This window comes from Paenibacillus macerans (assembly GCF_900454495.1).
Taxonomy (GTDB): domain Bacteria; phylum Bacillota; class Bacilli; order Paenibacillales; family Paenibacillaceae; genus Fontibacillus; species Fontibacillus macerans.
The window spans coordinates 2,086,423-2,110,662 of the sequence record NZ_UGSI01000001.1; the positions used below are offsets into that span (position 1 = coordinate 2,086,423).

General features: G+C 51.6%; 20 protein-coding genes and 1 pseudogene. 4 read left to right on the forward strand and 17 right to left on the reverse strand.

Annotation, left to right across the window (positions count from 1 at the left end):
- Window positions 1-4 precede the first annotated feature (4 nt).
- From DYE26_RS09505 to DYE26_RS33105, 6 genes are all read right to left on the reverse strand, one after another.
- Window positions 5-964, reverse strand: a complete 960-nt coding sequence (locus DYE26_RS09505) for an AAA family ATPase (protein ID WP_036623824.1) — start codon at window positions 962-964, stop codon at window positions 5-7.
- Between the two features lie 159 nt (window positions 965-1,123).
- Entirely contained in the window at window positions 1,124-1,906 is a 783-nt protein-coding gene (locus DYE26_RS09510) for an ABC transporter ATP-binding protein (RefSeq protein ID WP_036623825.1), read from the reverse strand.
- A 12-nt stretch (window positions 1,907-1,918) separates the two neighbouring features.
- Entirely contained in the window at window positions 1,919-3,148 is a 1,230-nt protein-coding gene (locus DYE26_RS09515; RefSeq protein WP_036623826.1) for an MFS transporter, read from the reverse strand.
- A gap of 58 nt (window positions 3,149-3,206) precedes the next feature.
- Window positions 3,207-3,893 carry a FadR/GntR family transcriptional regulator gene (locus tag DYE26_RS09520; RefSeq protein WP_036623827.1) on the reverse strand — a complete coding sequence of 229 codons (687 nt, stop codon included), beginning with the start codon at window positions 3,891-3,893 and terminating at the stop codon, window positions 3,207-3,209.
- Between the two features lie 65 nt (window positions 3,894-3,958).
- A complete protein-coding gene (locus tag DYE26_RS09525; protein ID WP_082207826.1) occupies window positions 3,959-4,129 on the reverse strand; it encodes a helix-turn-helix domain-containing protein in 171 nt (56 codons plus the stop codon).
- A 36-nt stretch (window positions 4,130-4,165) separates the two neighbouring features.
- Entirely contained in the window at window positions 4,166-4,357 is a 192-nt protein-coding gene (locus DYE26_RS33105; RefSeq protein ID WP_124332889.1) for a hypothetical protein, read from the reverse strand.
- Window positions 4,358-4,446: 89 nt separating this feature from the next.
- Between DYE26_RS33105 and DYE26_RS09530 the strand changes: the two genes are divergently transcribed.
- From DYE26_RS09530 to DYE26_RS09545, 4 genes are all read left to right on the forward strand, one after another.
- Window positions 4,447-5,025: an NAD(P)H-dependent oxidoreductase gene (locus DYE26_RS09530; RefSeq protein WP_036623829.1), complete on the forward strand. Its 579-nt coding sequence runs from the start codon at window positions 4,447-4,449 to the stop codon at window positions 5,023-5,025.
- 111 nt (window positions 5,026-5,136) lie between these two features.
- The gene (locus DYE26_RS09535; RefSeq protein ID WP_036623830.1) at window positions 5,137-6,138 is read left to right on the forward strand and encodes a LacI family DNA-binding transcriptional regulator; all 1,002 of its coding nucleotides are present in this window, start codon (window positions 5,137-5,139) and stop codon (window positions 6,136-6,138) included.
- Between the two features lie 140 nt (window positions 6,139-6,278).
- On the forward strand, window positions 6,279-7,754 hold the full coding sequence (locus DYE26_RS09540; RefSeq protein WP_036623831.1) for a glycoside hydrolase family 32 protein: 1,476 nt from the start codon (window positions 6,279-6,281) through the stop codon (window positions 7,752-7,754).
- Window positions 7,755-7,778: 24 nt separating this feature from the next.
- A complete protein-coding gene (locus DYE26_RS09545) occupies window positions 7,779-9,707 on the forward strand; it encodes a sucrose-specific PTS transporter subunit IIBC (RefSeq protein ID WP_036623832.1) in 1,929 nt (642 codons plus the stop codon).
- Window positions 9,708-9,737: 30 nt separating this feature from the next.
- Here the strand turns inward: DYE26_RS09545 and DYE26_RS09550 are convergent, their stop codons facing one another.
- From DYE26_RS09550 to DYE26_RS09605, 11 genes and pseudogenes are all read right to left on the reverse strand, one after another.
- Window positions 9,738-10,778, reverse strand: coding sequence for a glycoside hydrolase family 88/105 protein (locus DYE26_RS09550; protein WP_036623833.1), 1,041 nt, complete (start codon window positions 10,776-10,778; stop codon window positions 9,738-9,740).
- A gap of 117 nt (window positions 10,779-10,895) precedes the next feature.
- Window positions 10,896-12,542, reverse strand: a complete 1,647-nt coding sequence (locus tag DYE26_RS09555) for a type 2 periplasmic-binding domain-containing protein (protein WP_036623834.1) — start codon at window positions 12,540-12,542, stop codon at window positions 10,896-10,898.
- 51 nt (window positions 12,543-12,593) lie between these two features.
- Window positions 12,594-13,493, reverse strand: a complete 900-nt coding sequence (locus tag DYE26_RS09560; RefSeq protein WP_051985515.1) for a carbohydrate ABC transporter permease — start codon at window positions 13,491-13,493, stop codon at window positions 12,594-12,596.
- A 25-nt stretch (window positions 13,494-13,518) separates the two neighbouring features.
- Window positions 13,519-14,481, reverse strand: coding sequence for an ABC transporter permease (locus DYE26_RS09565; RefSeq protein ID WP_036623835.1), 963 nt, complete (start codon window positions 14,479-14,481; stop codon window positions 13,519-13,521).
- A 235-nt stretch (window positions 14,482-14,716) separates the two neighbouring features.
- On the reverse strand, window positions 14,717-16,987 hold the full coding sequence (locus DYE26_RS09570) for a helix-turn-helix domain-containing protein (RefSeq protein WP_036623836.1): 2,271 nt from the start codon (window positions 16,985-16,987) through the stop codon (window positions 14,717-14,719).
- Between the two features lie 264 nt (window positions 16,988-17,251).
- On the reverse strand, window positions 17,252-18,760 hold the full coding sequence (locus DYE26_RS09575) for a malate:quinone oxidoreductase (protein WP_082207827.1): 1,509 nt from the start codon (window positions 18,758-18,760) through the stop codon (window positions 17,252-17,254).
- Between the two features lie 525 nt (window positions 18,761-19,285).
- A complete protein-coding gene (locus tag DYE26_RS34130) occupies window positions 19,286-19,438 on the reverse strand; it encodes an ATP-grasp domain-containing protein (RefSeq protein ID WP_240534149.1) in 153 nt (50 codons plus the stop codon).
- A 386-nt stretch (window positions 19,439-19,824) separates the two neighbouring features.
- A complete protein-coding gene (locus DYE26_RS09590) occupies window positions 19,825-20,580 on the reverse strand; it encodes a lipid II flippase Amj family protein (protein ID WP_051985517.1) in 756 nt (251 codons plus the stop codon).
- 181 nt (window positions 20,581-20,761) lie between these two features.
- Entirely contained in the window at window positions 20,762-21,361 is a 600-nt protein-coding gene (locus DYE26_RS09595) for a GNAT family N-acetyltransferase (protein WP_306308149.1), read from the reverse strand.
- Window positions 21,362-21,509: 148 nt separating this feature from the next.
- Entirely contained in the window at window positions 21,510-22,481 is a 972-nt protein-coding gene (locus DYE26_RS09600; RefSeq protein WP_036623840.1) for a glycosyl hydrolase, read from the reverse strand.
- A 45-nt stretch (window positions 22,482-22,526) separates the two neighbouring features.
- Window positions 22,527-24,229, reverse strand: a pseudogene (locus tag DYE26_RS09605) (ABC transporter substrate-binding protein).
- Between the last annotated feature and the right edge of the window lie 11 nt (window positions 24,230-24,240).

Genomic DNA, 24,240 nt, shown 5'->3' on the forward strand with positions numbered 1-24,240 from the left:
TCTTCTATTTGCCGTACGTGTCCGCTTCCGCGAAGAAATACAGCTCCGCCAGCAGGTGCCCGCCCAGCAAATGATAAATCCTGGACGCTCCACTATCCCCGCCGTGCAAAATCTCCATATGGAAGCTGACCATGTTTACGACGCGCAGAATAAAATCATCGTCATATCCCAGCTCCTTCAGCACATGGCAGGCGATCCCCGCCGATACATGCTCGTGGCCGTAATACGAATAATAGCCCCGGGCCGGCTTCCACACCTTGCAGAACGGTTTGCCCGCATCATGGAACAGCGCCGCAAGCTGCATTTGAAGCAGAAATTCCCCTTCATAAAAGGCGTTGATATATTCCAGCACGGCGTAAGTGTGTTCGGACAGCGTTTTGGAATGGTGCGGATTCTCCTGATCATAACCGAGCATCGCCGCGAAATAAGGAGAAGCGCGCAGATACCCGAACAGCTCGTCATGGTCCGGTTTGCTTGCCAGCAGCCGCTCCAGTCCGGCCCTGTCCAGCTTTACGTCCGCTGGCGTGTGGACGAGATGCAAACGTTCGAAGCCTTCGCCCAGAACGGGAAATTCAAAGTTTTTGGCATACTTCTCCAGCACCTTGTCTTCGATCTTGCGTTTTCTCGCCCGAATCCTTTCCCTGGCGATCTCGTAAGGAGTGGCGCAGATATGGCATTCTACGGGGACATCCTTGAATTTTTGCAGAAATTGCACCCGCCGGTCCCGGCCGATATTGGTCGCGTCGAACACGACATTTCTTCCCGCCGCCAACGCTTGTTCGACCTCCGCGTGGGCCTGCTGAAACACCAGGTACGTGTTTTTTTGCCTGGCTTCGCTGCCGAACAATCTCTCCCGGATGGAATCCGTGGCCACCAGTACGGCGCGGTGCCGCTTGCAACACTCCTTGGCATAATGGCTTTTGCCGCTGCCCGGAATGCCGGCCAGCATGTGTACGGTACTCATCGTCATCACCTCCTTTCAACATGTAATATGATGTATATGGCAAAAAGTTGCGGAATGTGTGCAAAATACGCCTATTTTCCCATAACAAAAAGGCGGATAAATGCTATAAACGCATTAATCCGCCGATAGGGAGCGAAGCCGTTTTATGCCCGGAACGCGCTACTGCACAAGCGACAGCCAGGCCCGCTGATTTCTCCAGTCGACCTGCACGGGGGTTTCGAATAAAGCCGACAACCGCTCGCCGTTAATCACCTCCGGGGTTCTTCCGGCGGCAAATATGCTGCCCCTGCGAAGCAGCAAGGTGTGCGTAAATTCAGGAAGTATCTCCTCCACATGATGCGTCACATACAAAAGCGTGGGCGCATCCTCCTGGTTCGCCAGTTTGGCGATCGCTTGCAGCAGCGATTCCCTGGACAAAATGTCCAGTCCGTTGCAGGCTTCGTCCAAAATAAGCAGCTCCGGCGAAGCCATCAGCGCTCTGGCGATCAGGAGCTTTTGTTTTTCGCCTTGCGAACAGGTTTGGTACCCGCGGTCGACGAGATGCCCGCAGCCGAGCGTTTCCATCAGGTGCACGGCTTTTTGAATATGCTCTTCCGCCGGCTTATCGAATAACCCGATCGATGCGTGCAGCCCGCTGATCACCAGATGCTGCGCTTTTTCGCCCGGGTGAATCCGTTCCTGAAAGGACGAGCTTACCCAGCCGATCCGTTTGCGCAGCTCCCGCAAATCGACCGCCCCGTATCTTTCCCCCAGCACGGAAATCTCTCCCTGCGTCGGCCAAAGATAGCCGGTGATCATATTCAGCAGCGTCGTTTTTCCCGAACCGTTCAATCCCAGGATCGCCCAATGCTCCCCTTTGCGGACCGTCCAGTTGATGTCTTTTAAAATGATTTTTTGCTCGCGTCTCCAAAGAACGTCTTTGATCTCAATCCGATTAGTCATAACCAGTTCCTCCTATGCATTTGGGGTAATCGATGCTTCGATCGCTGCCGGCTTCAGCCGTAACGCGGCATCCGTCGGAAGAAACGCGGCGAGCAGACCGATCAGCGGCAGGTAGGCGCAAATTTGAATGACGAACGTAATGCTCGTATGGTCGGCCAAAGCGCCGAGCACGACCGATCCCAAGCCGCCGAGGCCAAAAGCGAGGCCGAAAAACAGCCCCGAAACGGTGCCCACTTTCCCCGGCAGCAGCTCCTGCGCGTAAACGATAATCACGGAAAAGCCCGACAGCAAAATAAATCCGATAAAAAAGCATAACACCGCGGACCAGAACGGATTGGCGAAAGGAAGCAGCATCGAAAAAGGCGCCGTGCCCAAAATCGAGAACCAGATCATGTTGCGCCGGCCGAACCGGTCCGCCAGCGGCCCTCCGGCAAAGGTCCCCAGCGCTCCGGCGATCAGCAGCACAAACAGCAAAACTTGCGCTTGCCCCGTGGTTAGCCCGTGTTTTTCAATGAGGTAAAACGCATAAAAACCGGTCATGCTGGCCATGTATACGAATTTTGAAAACAGCAGCATAATCAGAATTCCGATGGCGTAAGCCACTTTCGCTGCGGGCAGCCGGTTTTCCCTTGGAAGCGTCTCTTTTTTCTTTACGGCTTGCCTCTGAAGATACCCCCGATACCAACGGGCAACGTAAATTTGCACGATAATCGCGGCCAGCGCGGCCAACGTAAACCATATGATCCCAAACTGCCCGAGCGGGACGAAAATCAAGGCCGTAAACACCGGAGCCAAGGCCTGACCGACGTTTCCCCCGGTTTGAAAGATGGATTGGGCCAACCCTTTGCGGGGTCCGGCCGCCAGATGAGCGACCCGGGAAGCTTCCGGATGAAGCACCGAAGAACCGACTCCAATAAGCACAACCGACAAAATGACCTGCCAAAAATCGGAGGCGAAGGCCAAAACAACCATCCCGAGCAAAGAAAACACGACGCCGGCGGGCAGCAAAAAAGGTTTCGGTTTCGCATCCGTGTATAACCCGATCAGCGGTTGAAACATGGAAGCCGTGATGTTCAAGGTAAAGGCGATCCAACCGATTTGCGTATAACTCAACTGCAGCGATTGTTGCAGAACCGGAAATATCGCGGGAATAACGGATTGAATCGAGTCGTTCAGCAGATGGACCAGGCTGACCGAAAATAATATGGAGTATACGGTGGCTTGCCATGTTAAAGATTTCATTGTACTCCTCCGATCATTAACATCTTATCATCAGATGTTTGAACACAAAAAAATTAGGTTACAGCTCGGCAATCGTGCCTTCCAGATTAAGGAGCGTCCACTTTACGGCAAGCTCCGGGTCCTGCTGCTTGATCGCCTCGTACAGCTGCTCGTGATAGTAAGAATGCGGATCATGCGAACCGTACTCCTTGTTTAATTTGCGCAAAGCGTCGGACAGCACCTCGGAAAAGGTGCGGAACAAATCGATAATCACGCCGTTTTTGCTAGCGAGCGCCACGGCCATGTGAAACTCGATATCGGATTTGGCGTAGAGCTCCCGGTCGTTTTGCTGCAGGGCCAAGCCGCGCTCGTCCAAATGTTTGCGCATATTTTGCAGATCCTCTTCGTCGCGGCGGAGAGCGGCCAACCGGGAAATCTCCAGCTCCAGCATCTTCCTTGCCTCGTACACCTCCATGAGCTCCGCGCGATGCAGGCGCTGCACAAGGGGCTCCTGGATAACCGGACTGGCCTTGAGATAAGTCCCGAACCCTTGTTTCTTCTCCAGCAGTCCGGCGTGCACCAGGACGCGGATCGCTTCCCGGATCGTGGACCGCCCTACCCCGAACATCTCCATCAGCTCCGGCTCTGTCGGAATTTTATCTCCGGGCCGGATATCCCCCGTCGAAATTTTAAGCTGCAATTGATTGACGACATCATCCACAAGCTTGTGATGGCTTATCGTCTTAAACGAAAATTTATCATTCATCTGATCATCTCCTGTTTATGAAGTTTATCACATGGGTAAACATCGCACAACAAAAAATTCCAGACTTATGGACGAAGCAATCCTTTGGCCGCTTCCGCCCAGAATTGTCCCGGCGTTTGTCCCGTCCATTTTTTAAAGGCGCTGTGAAACGCGCTTGGTTCCGAATAGTGAAGCAGGTAGGCGATCCCGCTGATCGAGTATTCGTTTTGGTGCAAATGGGCCTCGGCCATCTCCATGGGTACGCCGGCGGACAAATCGTTGTAGGATGTGGCTCATGCGGACGATGAGATGGTACCGGCATCGAAAGAAGCTGCCCGGCAAAAATGCTGAAAGTCCAATCCTTTGCGGGCCATCGCTTTCATGATCGGATACAGAATAGAAATCGCAAACCCCTCAGTTTCCATACAACAGCCGCCCCTCTTTTTGCGTAAATCCTCAACAATTGTTCGTTTTTCATCATTCAACCGGCTCCCCGGCTGCTGTATGCTGAAAATAAGTTCTTAATCAAGATAATATCACACATATCGCATCCCATCGTTAGGAGGTACCAACGTTGAATGTTCTTGTCATTACGGGGCATCCCGACCCGCAAAGTTTTTGCTCCGCCTTGTCCCATGCCTACATGGAAGCCGCCGCCTCGGAAAAAGGCGCAAACGTCCGGGAACTTGATTTAAGCCGCATGTCATTTGAGCCAAACTTAAAATACGGATACCGGAAAAGAATGGAGCTGGAAGAGGATCTGCTCAAAGCGCAGGAGTTGATTCGCTGGGCGGATCATCTCGTCTTCGTTTACCCGATCTGGTGGGGGACGATGCCGGCCGTGCTTAAGGGATTTTTCGATCGCGTGTTTTTGCCCGGCTTCGCTTATAAGTACCGCGACAATTCCCCGCTTTGGGATAAGCTGCTGAAGGGGAAAACCGCGCATTTGCTCGTCACTATGGACACCCCGCCCTGGTACAACCGGTGGATATACAGGCGGGCTGGGCATCGAGTGATGAAGCGCAATATTTTAGGCTTCTGCGGCATCAAAACGGTGCGCATTACGGAATTCAGTCCGGTGTCATCCTCGACGGAAGCCATGCGCGCCAAGTGGCTCGAGAAATCAAGGAAGCTTGGAGCATCGCTTGCTTGAACTCTTAACAGGGGCCGTTGATCCAAGCTTAGCCTCATGGAACAGAAATGAGTATAATGGTGAAGAAGCCTATTATATTCATGGTGAGCTGTTCGATAGAGGAGTTATATTATGATAAAAACGATTTCTGATATCTCCCGCATGGCGGGCGTGGCCAAAAGCACGGTTTCCCGTTATTTGAACGGCGGACCGGTCAGCGAGAAGACGCGGCGGAAAATTGAGCATATCATCAAAGAGCAAAATTATGTCCCCAACACCTTTGCCCAAAGCCTGAAAGCAAAGAAAACCAATTTTATCGGCACGGTGGTTCCGCGCCTCGATTCCTTTGCCACTTCGCAAACCTTGATCGGGATCGATGAAGCACTGCGGAGCAATCATTACCAAATGCTGATTTCGAATACGAGTCAGGACATGGACCGGGAAATTGAAGCGATCTATGATTTTGCCCGGCAAAAAATCTCGGGTATTATCCTGTTGGCCGCTCAAGTCACGGAAGCCCATTTAACGGCGATCAAGCAGATCGACATCCCCGTAATTCTGGTAGGGCAGAAAAATGATCAAATTCACAGCCTGATTCACGATGACAAACAGGCCGGGCGGCTGATGGGGCGGCATGTCTTAAGCAAGGGCCACCGGAAGATCGTCTATTTGGGAGTTACCGAAAAAGATGAGGCTGTCGGCATACGCAGAAAGGAAGGCATTGAAGAAGCTTTGGCCGCCTGTCCGGACTGTGAGGCAAGCTACCTGGAGACGAGCTTTAAAATGTCCGACGCCGTGCTTACGGCCTCCCGGCTGCTCGAAGAGACGCGGCCTTCCATCATCGTGTGCGCCACCGACAATATCGCGCTTGGCGTAATTAAAGCGGCCCATTTAAAGGGGATTCGGATTCCCGAAGAATTGTCGGTTACCGGCTTTGGCGGATACGATATCACGGAAATCATCCACCCTGCCCTGACGACGGTGAAATACCACTATTATGAGGCGGGGAAAAAAGCGGCCGACAACATCATCCAGCTTGTGAATGAGAAACCGGTGGACAAGCTGACCTTGATGGACGTTGAGCTCATCGAGCGGGAGAGCGTTGACAATTTATTATCCAATCCGTTATTATAGTCTCACAGGAACCGGTTCCATCTTGAAAAAGGTGGGCCGGATAAATTTTGGCATCAACTGGAACCGGTTCCGATATATTTTTTCATTGATCTGGAACCAGTTCCGGACCGGTTGATCCCAAGTCAGAATGGAGTACAGCAATGAAGATGACGAGAGAAGAAAAATACCGGCTGATTGCTCAGGCGAAACCCGGCGAATTGGCGGAACTCCGGCATAAAGTCAATCGCTGCGTCTGGCGGCAAAGCTACCACATCCAACCCCCGACAGGGTTGCTCAACGATCCGAACGGCTTTTCATACTATCAAGGCGAATATCACCTGTTCTATCAATGGTTCCCTCTCGGGACCGATCACGGGATGAAATATTGGTACCATACCAAGTCCGCCGATCTGGCCGCCTGGGACAGCGCGGGAATCGGCATTGAACCCGGGGGCCCTTACGATTCGCACGGCGCCTATTCGGGCAGCGCCATTGAAAAGGACGGCCGGTTGTATTTGCTGTATACGGGAAATACGCGGGATGAAACGTGGAACAGGCATCCTTACCAATGTTTGGCCTGGATGAATGAAAGCGGTTTAATCTCCAAGCTTGAACAGCCGGTGATCTCCTCGGTTCCTCCCGGGTATACGGACCATTTCCGGGATCCGAAGGTTTGGAAATCGGGGGACGATTACTACTGCGTTTTCGGCGCCCAAAGAGAAGGCCGTACGGGAGCCGCGGTCTTGTACCGGTCCAAAGATCTGCTCCATTGGGAGTTTAAAGGAGAGATCAAAACCCGGCTGCCTCGTTTCGGATACATGTGGGAATGCCCGGACTATTTTGAATTGGATGATTCGGGAGTTTTGCTGTTTTGCCCCCAAGGCCTGGAAGCCGCTGGGGACAGATTCAACAACATCTACCAGACGGGTTATGTGATCGGAAAACCGCTGGATCCGTTAACCCTGGAATTCGATCACGGACCGTTTGAGGAGTTGGACCGGGGGTTTGATTTTTACGCGGCGCAGACGATGCAAGCTCCCGATGGGCGGCGCCTCCTGGTCGGCTGGATGGGGCTGCCGGACGTGGATTACCCGACGGACGCAAACGGCTGGTCAGGCTGCTTGACGCTTCCCCGCCAACTCACGCTGCGGGACGGGAAGCTGATCCAGCAGCCGGTGCCGGAGCTCGCCAAGCTTAGAAAAGCGATGCGCAGCGCCGAAGTTGCCCTAAACAACGAGACAAAACGCCTCGACGGTTTCGAAGGCATCTCCTACGAACTGATCTGTGAAGTTGCAATTGGCGATGCCGAAGCGGTTGGACTCGAGTTTCGCGCCGGCGGCCGGGAGAAGACGGTTCTGAAATACGACGGAGCCGCGAATCAAATCATCCTCGACCGCTCCTTATCGGGCAAGGCCCTGGACGAGATCAACGGAAATATCCGCCGCTGCCGCTGCCGCATGGCCGCGGGCAAGCTCAAATTTCATCTTTTCGTGGACGCGTCCTCGGTTGAAATTTTTGTCAATGATGGTGAGGAAGTGTTTACAAGCCGCATCTTCCCGGATCCCGGAAGTACGGAAATACGCTTGTTTTCTTACGATGGAAGCGCGGAATTCCGTGTCCTCAAATGGGATATATAATTTTTGGAAAAGGGGACGAAAGCAATGTCGGAAAATCAGCAGATTGCTAAAGAAGTGATCCAAGCGGTCGGCGGCAAGGAAAACATCGCCTCTATCGCCCATTGCGCGACACGTTTGCGGATCATGGTGCTGGATAAGGACAAAATCAAGCAACAGCAAGTCGAAAATATCGATAAAGTCAAAGGCGCGTTCTTCAACTCCGGGCAATATCAAATTATTTTCGGGACAGGAACGGTCAATCGAATCTTTGAAGAAGTCGAAAAGCTTGGCATTGAGAGCACCTCGAAAGAGAATCTGAAAGCCCAGGGAAAAAAACAGGGCAGTCTATTCCAGCGCGCGATCCGCACCTTCGGCGACGTATTTGTTCCGATCATTCCCGTGCTGGTAGCAACCGGGCTGTTCATGGGCCTGCGCGGTTTGCTGACCCAGGAGTTGATCCTTGCTTGGTTCGGGGCGGCTCCTGAGGATATATCGCCTAACTTCCTGTTATTTACGCAAGTGCTTACGGACACGGCCTTTGCCTTCCTCCCGGCCCTTGTGGCCTGGTCCGCGTTCAGAGTTTTCGGCGGGAGTCCGGTGCTGGGGATCGTGCTTGGCCTCATGCTGGTCAATCCGGCGCTTCCCAACGCCTACAGCGTGGCGGACGGTTCCGCCCACCCGCTGGTCATGTTCGGCTTTATTCCGATTGTAGGTTATCAGGGTTCCGTATTGCCGGCGTTTTTTGTCGGCTTGCTGGGAGCAAAGCTGGAGAAGTTTTTGCGCAGACGCATTCCGGAAGCGTTGGATTTGATTTTAACGCCGTTTATTACCTTGTTGATCATGATTTCGCTGGGATTGTTCGTGATCGGACCGGTGTTCCATTCCCTGGAGTTGTGGGTGCTTCATGGAACGGTGAGCGTGCTTAACCTGCCGTTTGGCGCCGCCGGTCTCGTGATAGGCTTCCTGCACCAAATTATTGTCGTTTCGGGCGTTCATCATATTTTCAATTTCCTGGAAATTCAGCTTCTCGAACAGAGCGGCAGCAATCCTTTTAACGCCATTATTACCACGGCGATGGCCGCCCAAGGAGCGGCGTGCCTGGCCGTAGGCTTGAAGACGAAAAACATGAAGCTCAAGGCGCTCGCCCTGCCGTCCTCGCTGTCGGCTTTCCTGGGGATTACCGAACCCGCCATTTTCGGCGTTAATTTAAGATATATGAAGCCGTTTATTATGGGGCTGATCGGCGGAGCGGTCGGCGGTTTCCTGGCCTCGTTCTTCCATTTGGCCGGAACGGGCATGTCGATTACGGTCATCCCGGGCACGCTTCTGTACCTGAACAGTCAGCTTCCGATGTACATTTTGTCCAACGTAGCGGCGATGGCCGTCGCCTTCGCATTAACGTGGCTCTTTGGTTACAAAAACGAAGCGGTCAAAGAAGAAGGCGGGTCCGCAGCTTCTCAAGCCGCGGCGGAAGCGCCGGCCGCCAAGCCGGCCCCAGCTATTGATAAGCTGGAGATCCCCTCCCCCATCACGGGCAAGGCCGTATCCATCACGCAGGTCCCGGACCCGGCATTTGCGGAAAAGCATATGGGGGAAGGCATCGCCATCGAGCCGACGGAGGGCAAAGCGTTCGCTCCGTTTGACGGAACCGTGGCCCATGTGATGGATAAAAGCAAGCATTCGGTTATTCTTGAACATGAGAGCGGCGTGCAACTGTTGATCCATATCGGCATCAATACGGTAGGATTAAAAGGAACCGGGTTTACGGCCCATGTGAACACGGGGGACAAAGTAACCAAAGGGCAGCTTCTCATCGAGTTTGACATGGATGTAATCAGAGAAGCGGAACTTCCCGTGGTTACCCCCGTGCTCATCCCTTCCGGGCTCGATTCCGTCGAACAGGTTATTCCTTCCGGGGAAAGAAACGTAACGGCGGTTCAGGATCATGTAATGACGGTAAATTTGAAAAAATAAATGTTATTCGTATTTCGGGGCGGCAAGCGGTTATAACTGCTTATCGCCCTTGTTATTTTCAATCACGCCCGCAAGCAGCGCCAGCACCAGCCCTTGGCCCCAGCCTTGGGCCCATTTCTTGTCCACGCCGAGATAGCCTTCAATGTCCTTCATGACCGCGGTGCCGCCCGAAACGCCCTGCACCCGCCCGTTGGCGGCGATATTGGCCAAAATCCCGTCCAGCGCTCGCTGTACATATTTGCCATGCAGCGGATTGCCTTGCACCACCATCGCCGCCGCGATGCCCGCCGTCGCCGATACCTCGCCGTACGATTCCGGGTGGTCGAGCACGGTGCCCCAAAGGCCATCCTCACGCTGCAGCTTTTTGATGGCGGCGAGCTGATCGCGCAAGGAGCTTCCGATATGCATAAAAGGCGGATACAAATAAGCTTCCGACAGCACCTTTCCCACCCGGGACATCGTATAAGCGGCCCAAGCGTTGGCGCGCGCCCAGTAAATGCCGGACATGTGATCTTGGCTGATGTTGTTGTAGCCGTGGTACCAGAGTCCGGTGTCCTCGTCCTGCAGATAGTTGATATGCCAATAAAACTGGTGCAGCGCATCATCGATAAGCGCCTTCTCGCCCAGCTTCACGCCGGCGCACAGCATAAAATACGCCGCCATAAACAAGGTGTCCGCCCAGCACTGCTCGGGGAAATCGTTATTCGCCGAAACCGTATGCTGGAGCACCCTGTCCCCAAAGCGCAGCGCCTTGTTCTGCAGATAATCCGCCTTGCTCAAAATCAGTTCAAGATATTTCCGGTCCTCCGTTTGCTCATACAGCGTTAGCAGCATGTGGCCCATCGCGCACGTGTTTACCGTCCACACCGGAAGTCCGGCCTCGATGTACTCATCGCACCACTCGGCCATCCGCTCCAGATAGGCCTGCTCCCCGGTGGCTTCGAACGCCCGGCTGATCCCGTAATAAGCGACGCCGCACGGCCAGTCCCAAGTCAAATCCATGCCGAAGGTGTATTCCGCCACGCGCCCGATGATTTGCATCAGCTCGGACGGGTCTGCATTCAATTTCATCGTTCCATCCTCCATAACCGGAGCCCTGCAGGACCTTGCAAGGCTCCGAAATAAGTTTTAATGAATCGTACGCACAAATCTGAAAACGGTTGCAATCAAATGCTAATGAGCCGGCTTTTATTTAAATTTCCCCGCATCGATCGCCGCCTGCTTTTCGTCCAAAATTTCTTGATACCCGGCGTCAAGATACGTTTTCTTGGCCGCCTCGTAGGTGGCGTCGAACTCGGCTTCGGGCGCGATGGCAATCTTCACGTACAGCTCCTGGAAAAGCGAATTGAGATCGGCCTTGTATTCGTTCACCTTCTCCAGTACGACGCTATAGAGAGCGTCCGGCGTGCGGAATTCCGCATACTTGTCGTAATAGGCCAATGATTGTTCGGCCAAAGCTTCGTAACCCGGAGGCGACATGCTGCGGAGGTAGGCCTCGCGCATTTTTTGCGGATCGTCGTATTTCACGGTTTCGATGACAAGGCACCAGTAGTCTTTGTTGTTGTTTTGGGAAAGGGCCGATTCGCCTTTAAAATCCGCGTTTTTCACGGCAATGCCGTCGGCATCAAGCGTATAATTCTGGCCTTCGACGCCGTTCTGCAGGAAAAACAGATTTTCCGGCTGGCTCATCCATTCCAGGTACATCCAAACTGCGGCTCGTTCCATATCGGTGGTTTCATAGTTGATGCCCATAATCATGCCGAATGGCCAGTAGGCGCGTCCCTGCGGCTTGCGTCCCTCCGGCGTTATGGCCTGAGTATCCAGGACGGCGAATTCCGCATCCGGGTTGTTCTTCAGCGTAGCGGAGATGACGTCGGTATTGCTTGAGAGGTAGAAAAAGTATGTCCCGGTCTTGCCCGCGACGAACTCGGCCTTGATTTTATTGTCGTCATCGCGCAGATAAAATTCCTTGTCAATCAAACCGTTGTTGTATTGATAGTTCAGGTTGCGCAAATAGCGCTCGGTGTCGGCGGTGGTCAGATCGGCAACCCCGAGATCGGAGTACAGCGCGCGGTATTTCTCGTCGACCGGCCAATCGCGGAAGGGGTAATTAAAGGTATAGTTGTTCTTCTTGAGGCTTTCGCCGCCGGCGCCAAGACCGGATTCCTTCCACTTCGCAAGCATTTCGTTAAATTTCTCAAGCGAAGTCAGGTCCTCCAATTTCATGCCGACCTTCTCCACCCAATCCTTCCGGATCAGCGCCGTAAAGCTGTCCAAGCTCGGACGCTCGCCGAAGAAAAACACGTTTTCGCCTTCTACGGCGCCATATTGTTTAATGGTGTCGCCCATGTTCTTCCAATACGTAGGGGCGTAATGGGCAATTTCATCCCAGTTCAGCTCCTGCATGACGCCCTCGCCATAGTAGGCCAGCGCCTGCGGCATATCGTAGTGGAAAATGATGTCCGGCGCTTTATGGGAGGCCAGCAGCTGCTCATAGTCCGTAACCTCGTTGCTGCGGGTGATCGGCACGTACTTAAGGGTGACGTTATACTTGTCGCCGAACTCTTTTTGTATCCAGCGCGTGTAGTAATTGTCGGTCACGTTCCAGCCCTCGAACGCCCGTTCATAAACCGGAATTTCCAAAGTGACGTTTTCGGGAAAACCGGACGAGTAATCCGGATAATCGCCCCCGGCGCTGTTGTTCGCGGCTGGAGGCCGCTCGGAGGAATTGCCGTTCGGATTCGCGCTTTTGTTGCCGCCGTTCATGCAGCCTGTCAGCAACCCCAAGGTGACAAATAAAGCCAAACACAAAGAAATGATTTTCTTCTTGCCCATAGCTTACTTCCCCCCATGAAATATGTTTGAACCTTCAATTGCCAAACGCTGTTATTCCTTGACGGCCCCAAGCATTACCCCCTGGACAAAATATTTCTGAATAAAAGGATACATGCAAAGGATCGGCAGGGTCGCGAATACGACGCACGACGCCTTCAGCACCTCGGGATTGCTCAGCGATACTTGCGTGGCCTCCAGCTGAAAGCTTTCGCTCGCCTGGATGACCAGGTAATACAATTTAAGCTGGAGCGGCCGTAAATCGACCCGTTGCTTAATGTAGAACAGCGCGTCTTGATAGGCGTTCCACCGCCCAACGGCGTAAAAGAGCGACAGCGTTGCAATGATCGGCTTGGAAAGCGGCAGAACGATGCTCCATAATATCCGGAAGTGCCCCGCGCCATCGATTCTCGCCGATTCTTCAAGGCTGGTTGGAATGCTGTTCGCGATCGCCGTCTTCATAATCAGCAGATTAAACGCGCTGAACGCTTGCGGCAGAATCAGCGCCCACCAGGTATCAAGCATGCCGAGATTGCTGATCAGCATGTATTCGGGAATGATGCCGCCGCCAAAGTACAGGGTAAACATAAAGAGGAAAGTCAGCGCCGTGCGTCCCTTCAGCTGCTTTCGGGAAAGCGGGTAGGCCGCGCAGATCGTAATAATCATGCCGAGGATGGTGAACAGGACGGTCACAACCACCGAAACATACAAGGATCGCAAAATGCTGGCGTCGGCGAAAATTTTCCCGTACGCTTCCAGGGTAAACCCTTGCGGCCAGAGAAACACCTTGTTCGCTATTACAAAGGCATCGTCGCTTAAAGATTTCGCCGCGACGTGAATGAACGGCAGCAGGCAGACCAGCGAGGCCATGATCAATGCGAAACGGATCAGCACATCCCAAATGTCAAATCGCCGTTTGCGATGCGCCGCCAGCGTGTTTGTGGCTGCTTTCATATTTCGCCCCCTTTCTATAGAGCGTCTACAATAGACCGTCTTCGCCGAGTTTTTTGGCGATACGGTCGGCTAGCAGCACAAGCGCAAGCCCGATGACGGACTGGAACAACCCGAGCGCGGTCGCGCGGCTGAAGTTGCCGCTTTCGATCCCCCACCTGTACACCAACACCGGGATGGTCGTTGTGAACTCCGTAGTGGCTTTGTTCTGCAAGGCAAAAATCCGCTCGAACGAGCCCTCCATCACCCTGCCCAGGTTCATGATCAAGAGTGTAACGATGGTCGCGCGGATCGAGGGCAGGGTGACGTTCCAGACTTTCCGCCAGCGCCCCGCGCCGTCCACGGTCGCCGCCTCGTACAGCTCCGGGTTGATACCGCTCATGGCGGCCAGGTAAATGATCGTTCCCCAACCCATGCTTTGCCAGACGCCGATCGCCAAATAACTGATCAGCCAGTTGGTGTCCTCCTGCAGAAACGGGATACGCGTGCCGCCAATCATCTCGATGACATTGTTGACCACGCCGTTGCTTTCGCTCAGCAATTGATAAGCGATCGCGCCGATAATAATCCAGGACAAGAAATGCGGCAGATACAGCAGCGTCTGATTAATCCGCTTGAACTTGACGCTTTTGATCTCGTTCAGCAGCAGCGCGAGCACGATGGGCATCGTGAAGCTGAACAGCAGGTCGAGCGTGTTGAGCAGCAGCGTATTGCGGACGGCGCGGCCAAAATCATGTTTGGCGAAGATTTCGGCAAACACCTCAAAGCCCACCCACTCGCTGCCCCAGAACCCCCTGGCGATTTTGTAGTCCTTAAAGGCCAGCACCAGCCCGGACATCGGCGCGTATTTGAACACCAGCACAAACGCCATGGGAATCAGCAGCAGCAAATAGAGCTGGCTGTCCCGCCGGAGATAATAAGCGAATCCCCGGCTGACCGCTTTTCGGTCCGCTAAAGCGGGTTCATTATTTGAAGCGCTTTCAACTTTCACAGGTTCACCTCCCCTTACGGTATGGCCTTCCTCAAGCCATTGCCGTTCAAACCGGCAGGCGGCCCAAGCCGCCATCGGCAATGGCGAGTTTGTGTCTCATCATACCCTTCCCGCTTCGGATCGGTAAATCATGAGTTTTGATTTTTCTTATCATTTTTGATTGTTGCCCCACATTTCTTTGTCCGTTCCGAAAAATAATCAATTTTTAATCATATGAGCAAAAATGGCGCGGTTTTCAGGGCGATGTCCGGCATTTGGAAGCCTTGTAGCTGCTTGGGGGCATCCCCTCGTATTTGCGGAAAAAACGGTTGAAGCTTTGAACATTATAGTAGCCGACCTCCGCGGCAATCTGCTTCATGTTCAGCTTCGTCTCCAGCAGCAGCCGCTTCGCTTTTTCGATCCGCAGCAGGTTGATGTAGTCGATTAGACTTTTTCCCGTTAGCTCGTATACGATCTTGCGCATATAGGAATAACTGATGCCGATGTCCTTGGCCATCTCTTCAAACACGATTTCCTCGCAAAAATGCGCTTCCAGGTAGCGGATGATTCGCTCCCCATACCCCGTTTCGCCCGGGTTCCGCGCAAGGTACTGAATAATATCGCCGAAGAACTCGCGAAGATATTCCTCAAGCTCGTCAAGCGTGTCTATAGAGGCGATCGCGGAGTAAATGTTTCCCCTCCCCGCAAAAATACGCGCGGTGCTGATTTGATTTTCCCTGAGATGTTTGATGGTAACGCCGATCAATTGATTATAGATGAACATGATATTGTCATAGGAGATATACTGAGCGGATTGAATTTCGTTTCGGATGAGCGCAAGCTCGTTCATGATGCTGTCGAGATCGCCGGTATCCAAATAGTTGAGAATACGCCTTTCATTGTTCGCGGGGTAAATATAATTAATGCCTTGTTCGGCATCCTGCCTCCAAAACGTGATTCCGCCGCCGCCTTCGATCATGCGGTGCTTGATCACTTCCATCGCTTCCACCACGCGGTCTTGAAGCATGGAGCTCGTTTCCGCCCGGCCGCTGACGCCGATCGTTACGGAATGGCCGAGCAGCTCCGCCGCTTTGCCGCCAATCGCAGCGAGCGCTTCCTTGATTCCGTCTAAGCCGCGTTCATGTTCTTCCTGCCCGTAATTGATTACGATGGCGAAGCAGCCCTCCCCTTGGTAGGCGCAGCGCGCATGAACCCCCGCCGGAAACAAGCCGTCGCATTTCGAGATGAGGAGGTACCGATGGTAGCTGCGCGTCTCCGGGTTGGTTTTGTTCACGTACCGCCTGTAACGGTCTATGGAGACGACGGCAACCAGAAAATATGGCTCCGAGAACATTTCCGCGGCCGGTTTCGCCACTTCCCCCCGCAATAATTGGTGAATCGCCAGGCTGCGGGTATCCTGTTCCCGCTCCTGCAGCAGCTTGTAGAGCTCCTCTTCTTCCTCCTGCATCCGCCGGAACGCCGCGTCAAGGAAAGCAAGTTCACTTTTGCCCGCCACCCCCAGGTTGCCGCGGGCGCGCACGGCCCGCACCAGCTCGCGCAGCGGTTTGGACAGCCATGTCGCCAGAAAAACGGCCAATATGGATCCGATGAAAATAAGGACGGCGGTCAGCAAAAGAATACTGCGCTGCAAAGCGCGGGTTTTGGCCATCAGTTCGTCCAGCGAATAAATGCTGACATTCCACCACCCGAACAGGTTCGAGCGAGACCATGTGTACAGCAGCCGCTCGTTCCCGAGCTCATGGAACGCATATCCCTCCTTCGCCCCGCTTTCCAAAACCTCTTGCATAAACGGCTGCTTCGCGCCGTCGCTGAGCAGCAAGGTTTTATCATTGTGCGAGATGATGGTGCCGTCCGATTTCATGAGCAGGTAGCCATGTCCGCCCGGCTCCGCCGAACGCAAATACGCCCCGATTTGCTTTTCCCGCAAATTGACCACGATCGTGCCGCGCGTCGTGGTGGAAAGACGGTTTAACGGCAGCACATACGAAACGACGGTTTCCCCTGAAGCCATCCGGCGGGGATACCAGACGCCGCTGATCCCCCGGCGTCCGGCAAGAGCTTCGTCCATCCATCCGATCGGCTCGTACCGGTCCAGCGTCGTAATGCCTTTGTCGGTGGAAACCACATAATCCGCACCGTTAAGATAAAAATAGGACGAGTATACGCCGTCCACCCGGTGATTCAAATTCACCAGTTCCTTAAGCACCGACAACGCACCGCTCACATTGTTGTAATTTTCATTAAGCTCGGCGAAGGTCTCAAAGCTGCGAATACGGTCGAAGATGCTGGTGGCGGCCAGGCGCACCGTGTCTTGGGCCAGGTTGTTCAGCGCATTTTCGTTCAGCTTGCGGTTGGCGTTCAATCCCGCTAATGAAGATTCCGCGATGGCGTCTTCCGAATTGCCCATAATCTGCGCCCCGCTGTACCAGGTCAGGATTGTCACGGGAACTGCCATGACGCAAAACAGGATCAGCCCCAGTTGAAGCATCATCGGAATTCGTTTCATTTTTCCCCTCTTCCCATCATGGATTTGCCGTTGAAGCGTTACGTTCAACTCGCGAATAGATATAAAAGCGCTTACACAAACGTGCGCATCTGGTTCTTCCTTATGCCGAAAGCCTTTGTCCTCATGTGAGCTTCACCGAATACACACTGGTAAATTATACAACAAAAGGTGCCGGATTTTCATCCAACACCTTTTTGCTAATGCGTGTAAAGGGTTACAAAAGAAACGGTTAATCATTCGCTATTCGTTAGCGGCAATGGTTGTCTAGTGCACTGCCTCCAACGGCCAAGTTTCTTTTAGCCCCAGCGTCCGGGCTGCGGAAGCATGAAGCTCGCGAATAAGCTCCGGGTTATTCGATAGTGACGCACCATAAGAAGGAATCATGGCTTTAATCTTCGGCTCCCATGCATGGATATGTTCCGGGAAGCATTTTTGGATGACCTCGAGCATGACGGAAACGGCGGTGGAAGCGCCCGGCGATGCCCCAAGCAACGCGGCAATGGAACCGTCGGCGGCGCTGATCACTTCCGTGCCGAATTGAAGCGTGCCTCTGCCTCCGGCAGCCGTATCTTTAATAATTTGCACGCGCTGGCCGGCCACCAGCAGATCCCAATCCTCGCTTTTCGCGTTCGGAACGAATTCCCGCAAAGCTTCCATGCGTTTTTCTTTAGACAACATTACCTGCTTGATCAGGTATGTGGTCAAGGAAGCGTTTTTGGCGCCCGCCGCCAGCATTGTGACGAGATTATGCGGTTTGACGGAAGTGATCAAATCCAACATGGAACCGAATTTCAAAAACCTTGGCGAGAAGCCGGCAAACGGTCCAAACAGCAGCGATTCTTTGTTGTCGATAAATCGGGTGTCAAGATGCGGCACGGACATCGGAGGAGCGCCGACCGGAGCTTGGCCGTACACCTTGGCATGATGCTGCGCGACAATTTCCGGGTTCTGGCATACCATAAACAATCCGCTTACCGGAAATCCGCCAATCCCTTTTCCTTCGGGAATACCGGACTTCTGCAGCAGATGGAGGCTTCCTCCCCCGCCGCCGATGAAGACGAATTTCGCCGTATGGCGGGAAACGGCACCGCTCTCGACATTCCGTACCTTCAATTCCCACGAGCCGTCAGCGGTACGTTTAATATCTTCCACATGGCGGTTAAACTGGATATCGGCGTTTTTACGTTTTAAGTGATCAAACAATATGCGCGTTAATGCGCCGAAATTAACATCCGTACCGGCTTCGCTTCTTGTGGCTGCAATAGGCTGATTGGACGTCCGGTTTTTCATCATCAGCGGAATCCATTCTTTTAGCTGGTCCGGATCGTCGGAAAACTCCATCCCTTGGAACAGCGGGTGGTTTGAAAGCGCTTCATAACGTTTTCTCAAAAAGGTGACATCTTTTTCCCCTCGTACAAAACTCATATGAGGCACCGGCACGATAAAATCTTTAGGATTGCGAATCAGCTTGCTGTGTACGAGATAAGACCAAAACTGTTTGGAAACCTGAAACTCTTCATTCACTTTGATCGCTTTGCTGATATCAATAGACCCGTCCGGCTTCTCGACGGTATAATTCAACTCGCACAAGGAGGAATGCCCCGTCCCCGCGTTGTTCCATTCGTTGGAGCTTTCCTCCCCTGCTATGGCGCGCCGCTCGAAAACCGTAATTTCCCAGTCAGGCGCTAATTCTTTCAGCAGTGACCCCAAGGTCGCACTCATGATTCCGGCACCGATCAAGATAACGTCTGTTTTCGTTTGTCCGTTGCTCATTTTATCAGTCCTTATAACCTAAGATTTGCAGAAGGAGGCAGGCGCTCCTGCTTTAGTCGTGCAGCAAGCCAGGAAGTGGTATAGACACATAATTATTTTTGCAGTTAATTATATCATAGTGCATCCCCGCAAAAATGGACAAAAAATATTATTTATCCGCTTAATAAACGATAGTTATAAGGTGTTTTTGTGTGTAATCCAGAATAGCGGCACTTTATGTACTTATATCCGGAACCCAAGTGTTTTCGCATCCATTAGCGGCATTTTAAGCACTTATTTCTCCATGAATGGTATAGAACGCGGGAAATTCCTAGAGATTCGAGAAAATAGCGGCATAAATCTCCTCTATTTCTTTCAAATGGACGGTTACCGCTGGAATAACGACAGTTTTTACCCTTATTTTTTTCACAGCAGTTTTCCCAGCAGTTTTTCTCAGCAGTATCTTCGGACAGCCCATATTCGAGATATCGATATTATCTGATTATTCGGCCTGCAGCCCATCAACTTACTAGATCTTTAATCGATTTATAAAATCGTGCTACACTCACCTTCGGGTAATCCCGAAACCTGTCCATCTCCAACTTCAATTACGATCCACCCCCCTGCTTCGGTTTTAGCAATATCCATCGTAAAAAAGTTGCTTCTAATTTGCTTGGCAATTTCCAAAAAATCATCCATATTCACTTTATCCTCAGCGTCATAAGGGGCTTCATCCCAATACTCAAACCTATGAACCAACCTGATTTAAGAAAAACAAACGATATACTTATTTCATTGAATTCTTGCCAAGTCCGCCGCGGGTACTCTATTCTTCCCCACATGGCCTCTTCTTCATAAATAATATATTTATTGAATAACCCTTGAACGATTTCTCTTAACCAAACGCTCTTTATCCCACGGTCAACATGTGTTTCCCCTCAATAAAAGCATAGACCAGGTAGGTATTATCTTGTGATGCAAATTGGATTTGGGGGAATAACTTGACGTCCCTATAGATTTTCAAAAATTGTTCCACCAACTTAATTTGATAGGGAGAATCATATTTCAAAATATACTTTTAACGCTCAAAAAATCTTAATCGCAAAACTGATAAAATAGGCGGCGGGTATTAATAAGAATTGTGCCAGTAAGGTTCCGAAAAAACGCGAAATCATCAGCAGCAAATAGATTTTCCCTAACTTCTCTTTGTAGACCGCATTATTGCAAGCCTTATCCGTAATTAATCCTATCTGCGGATCTATAAAAATCGTCAACAATATCGTGGCCATACCGTTAATTAGCCCGGATGACTGTGATGCGGATGTGCTCAATTCAGGAACCAAGCGCGCTGCGTAGAGGGAAGATATAACACCAACCGTATAAATAGCCGTTACCAAAACATTCAAAAGAATAAATCGCTTTGGAATCCCAAGATACCGGAACCCTGAAAGGCGGAACGACGGCTTTTGAATATAATGCCTTGTGTTTATCAATTGACCTATTGTCACACTTGAAATCAACTTTGGCAAGGACCCTGCGATTTCAAACTTAGATATCACCCGCCCCCATAAGTTAACAAGTGTAGGAAAAAGGAGAATACCTAATATTGTGCCAAAAGATGAGGCAACTATGATAATCCTCAAATATCCTAAAACATCAAAATTCAAGTCAACCTTCCCATAGTCTATAAACTTTGCCGTCATTGGTGCTTGAATCAGATTAGCTGTCCGGGAGATCAGGACAGTAATCCCCAGTAATGAAAGTGCTACAGCAAGTTTGTTTATTTTAACCCCAGCTAAACGTAATGCGTAAGATGAAGTTTCAACCATATGTATGATCATAGTTAGTATAAAAACAGCAATTAAATTATGTACCTGAATCCATATTCCTCTTGCAAAGCACTATAATCGTCGGTCAGAAATTCAGGCGGATTGGGTAATCTCTGAACGGCCAAGGGACGACGCCAGTCGTCCCGCCGTGAGAATTCAGGGCTAAGCGATGTTCATGCCAACTGCGAATAACTTACACATATCTATATTTTGCGATCACTTCTCCCCACGGTGCCAATCCATCTTCTACGAATCCTGCCTTTAAATAAAGCCTTCTTGCTCTCTCATTCTCAGGTTTATATCCCAAAATCAGTACATCCGTTCTATCCTGGCGGTTTCTTATCTCTTCAATTATTTTGCAAACGGCCATAAATCCGTACCCTTTACCTTGAAAACGCCGATCGATCATAAAACGATACATCCAATAATTATTATCATCCGGATCAATTCCATATAGCGCATACCCAATCATTGTCTCATGCTTATATACAGCCATACTCGAAAATCCATGCAAAAACTGCGCTTCAGCAATGGAGTACACATTGGGTGCTATAAATTGCCGCTGCTCTTTTCCCGGTCTTAATGCTGCACATTCTTCCCAATTATCTTTGTTAATACTGAGTAATCTAATCATCGGAACCCTCCAATTTGTAGAGAGGCCCGCTCCTGGCTCTCTACCTAATATAATGCTTTCACCGACAAGCCAATTATTAAAATACAATGGATATTTCTCATACCACATCACACCTTTCAAAAATTTCACATTGGTTTTCTTTAACGTTGCTGCATTCACAAAAACGCCCCAGCCTTTAGATGCTCTTATCTAAGGCTGGGGCATTTGCCGTCTGAGCTTCTTCCATGATTATACATCTTTCAAACCGGAGGGCGATAGTCTTTTATCGTCCCTGGCCGATGCTGGCTGTGTGCTAATTGGCTGTGCACTAATATAGCTTCGGCAGCTTATCCAAAGTGATGGCGTAATCACAGTGATATGCGCTGCGAAGTTCCTCTTTGGTGGTGAACTTTTCCGTTTTGCCAAAATCGTTGGACCAGGTCATAAACCACAGCCATGGGATTCGCGATTCGGACAAACTCCGGACGCTTGGAATCGGCCCGATCTCTCCGAGAGCGGCAAGTTTCGGAGTCGGCGTGATGCGAACCAATTCCTCGTACTCCTTGCGCAAGTCCGTATGCTGGTGAGCCGGAGGATACAAATCCCTGGAAATGATATCAACCACTTCATCCCCGACATAACCTTCGGACAGCGGCGAATTCCATACCCAGATCAGATTGGTCAAATCGTGATGATTCGTATACCTCTCGTACATAATGCGGTACAACTGCTTGGCTGCTTCCGGGCCTTTGCTCCCCCACCAGAACCAGGTTCCTTCCGATTCATGGAAAGGACGCCACAAAATCGGAATCCGTTTGTCGCGGAATTCCCGCAAAATTTCGGCCATGTAGTCCATGTCGGACAGCAAGGCCTTGTATTCCGCGGTACCCTCCACTATCGCCTTCGTCGCGTCAAAGTCCGTATGTTCCGCATAAAAGCTTTTATCCCGGCCGCTGAGCGGAGAAAACCAATGCCATGTGAAAGTAATCAGGCCTTGCTTCTTTTCCGCCCATTCCCAGGCCTTTTGCAGTGTATCCTTGTTCTCGGCGACTTCCAGCAGGCATTCCTCGCCGCTGTCTTGATAATTGATGTTGGGAGAGTAGCCCAACAATTCGAAGCCGCAGAGCGCCGGCAATTTCCCCGTTGCTTCACGAATGTAATGCAGCTCCTCCTGCGCGATCGTCTGCGTGTGCTGTCCCGTAATAATGCCTTTTCCTCTAATTTCGCCGAAATAGTTCAGTACCGACCTTACTTCATCGGAAGCTTTAGGGTTGCATGGCGCCGTATTGATCGTTTGCATCGTATCGTATCCTGCCTTTCCGTTCACCGGATTTCATTCAAGCGGCTAATTGCCGCTCCAAAGTTTGACACGGTCCTTGACGTATTGGCCAAAAGCTTCCTCCATCTCTTTAACGCCCGCTTTTTCCAACTCCGCCATATAATCATCCCAGATTTTATCGAACTGTTCCGGCTTGGCCATAATGGCTTCCGGAATCCGTTTCCATGTAATATCTTTCATTTTGGCCATAAGGATCGCGGCCTTGCTGTCGCTTGGCAGAGCGATATTGTAAACCGCGCCCGCCTTTCTTTCCGGGAACTCTTCCTCTTTCGGGAACAGGTCTCTCCAGTGTTCGACGTTATAAGCCGCCAAAGCTTCTTTTTCAGGCTCACTGTAGGAAGCGGCCAAAGATTTGCCGTTGCTCTTCGTAAAGTAGTTTCCGGTGGAATCCTTGATTCCGTCGCCGTAATGGACCGTGAGGTTCCAATACAGCCCAAGACCCGACTCCTTCATGTAGGCATTGCCTTCACTGTCCATTTTGTCCTGGATTTCCTTGGGCACGATTCTTTTCCCGTCCTGAACAATGTAGTCCTCGCCTTCGATCCCCCAGTTGATAAGGATCTGTCCTTCTTCGGAGGCTAGGTAGTCCAGGAATTTGATTGCCGCTACGGGATCCTTGCACTTGCTGGATATCGCTATGCCGTAACCGCCGTCAAAGCCGGCCGGCCAGAAGCTGGTGTCTTTGTACTTCTCGGACATCGTAACCGGATAATGACCGTAGGTTTGATCGAATTTGCCGGCCGATTTCAGCGCCTGCTGCGCCTCGCCATAGTCCCATGCCGGATCGATCAGTCCAAGCACCCGTCCGGAAGCGACTTTGGCTTTAAACTGGTCCGTCTTTTGCACAAAGCTTTCCGTATCCAGCAGACCGATATCGTTCATATGGTTCAGCCAGCGGAAATATTCCCGTTCCTCCGGACGGCGGAAGTGGTATGTTACATCATATGTTTCCTGGTTGACGTAATATTCGCCGTCGTCCGGCGCGCCTGTTGTAAAGAAGCCCGTATTTGTCACCTGATACATATGCCAATCATCCGCATTAAGCGTTAACCCGATATTTTTGTTGCCGTTCTCATCGGTCGGATGTTTGGCCAAATATTCCTTGATGACTTTCTCGTAATCCTCTACCGTGCGAATTTCAGGATAACCCGCTTCCTTCACGACGCGATGCTGCAATTGGAATCCGTATTCGGCTTTGAATTTCCGCTCGTCGACCGAAGACCATGTCGGAATCGCGTAAATCGCTTGGTCTTCCAGACTGTATTTGGCGCGAACGATCTTGTCGCCCAACATTTTTTGATGTTCGGAGCATGCTTCTCGATCAAATCCGTCAGGTCGAGAACCGCGCTCACGTCTACCAGCTTGCCGAGATCCGCCTTGGCCGCGATCAGATCGGGAACCTCCCCGGTTGCGGCCATGATCGATACCTTCTGCACGGGGTCCCCTACGGCAAATTCGGCATCCAAAACAACGCCCGTTTTCTCCGTAATGACCTTTCCAATTCGGTCATGCATGTCATTCCAGTTGGCACTCGGATCCTCGGAAAAATAGGTCAGCTTAATGGGACCCGAGCCGCTGCCGCCCGAATTCTTCCCCTGATCCGCATCTCCTCCATCCGCAGAATTGTTGCCGGCGCAGCCCACGAGCTGGCTAAGCAAGAGAAGCATCGCCAGCAGCGAAGCTGACGTTCCTTTTATATGGTTCTTCATGATGATACAGC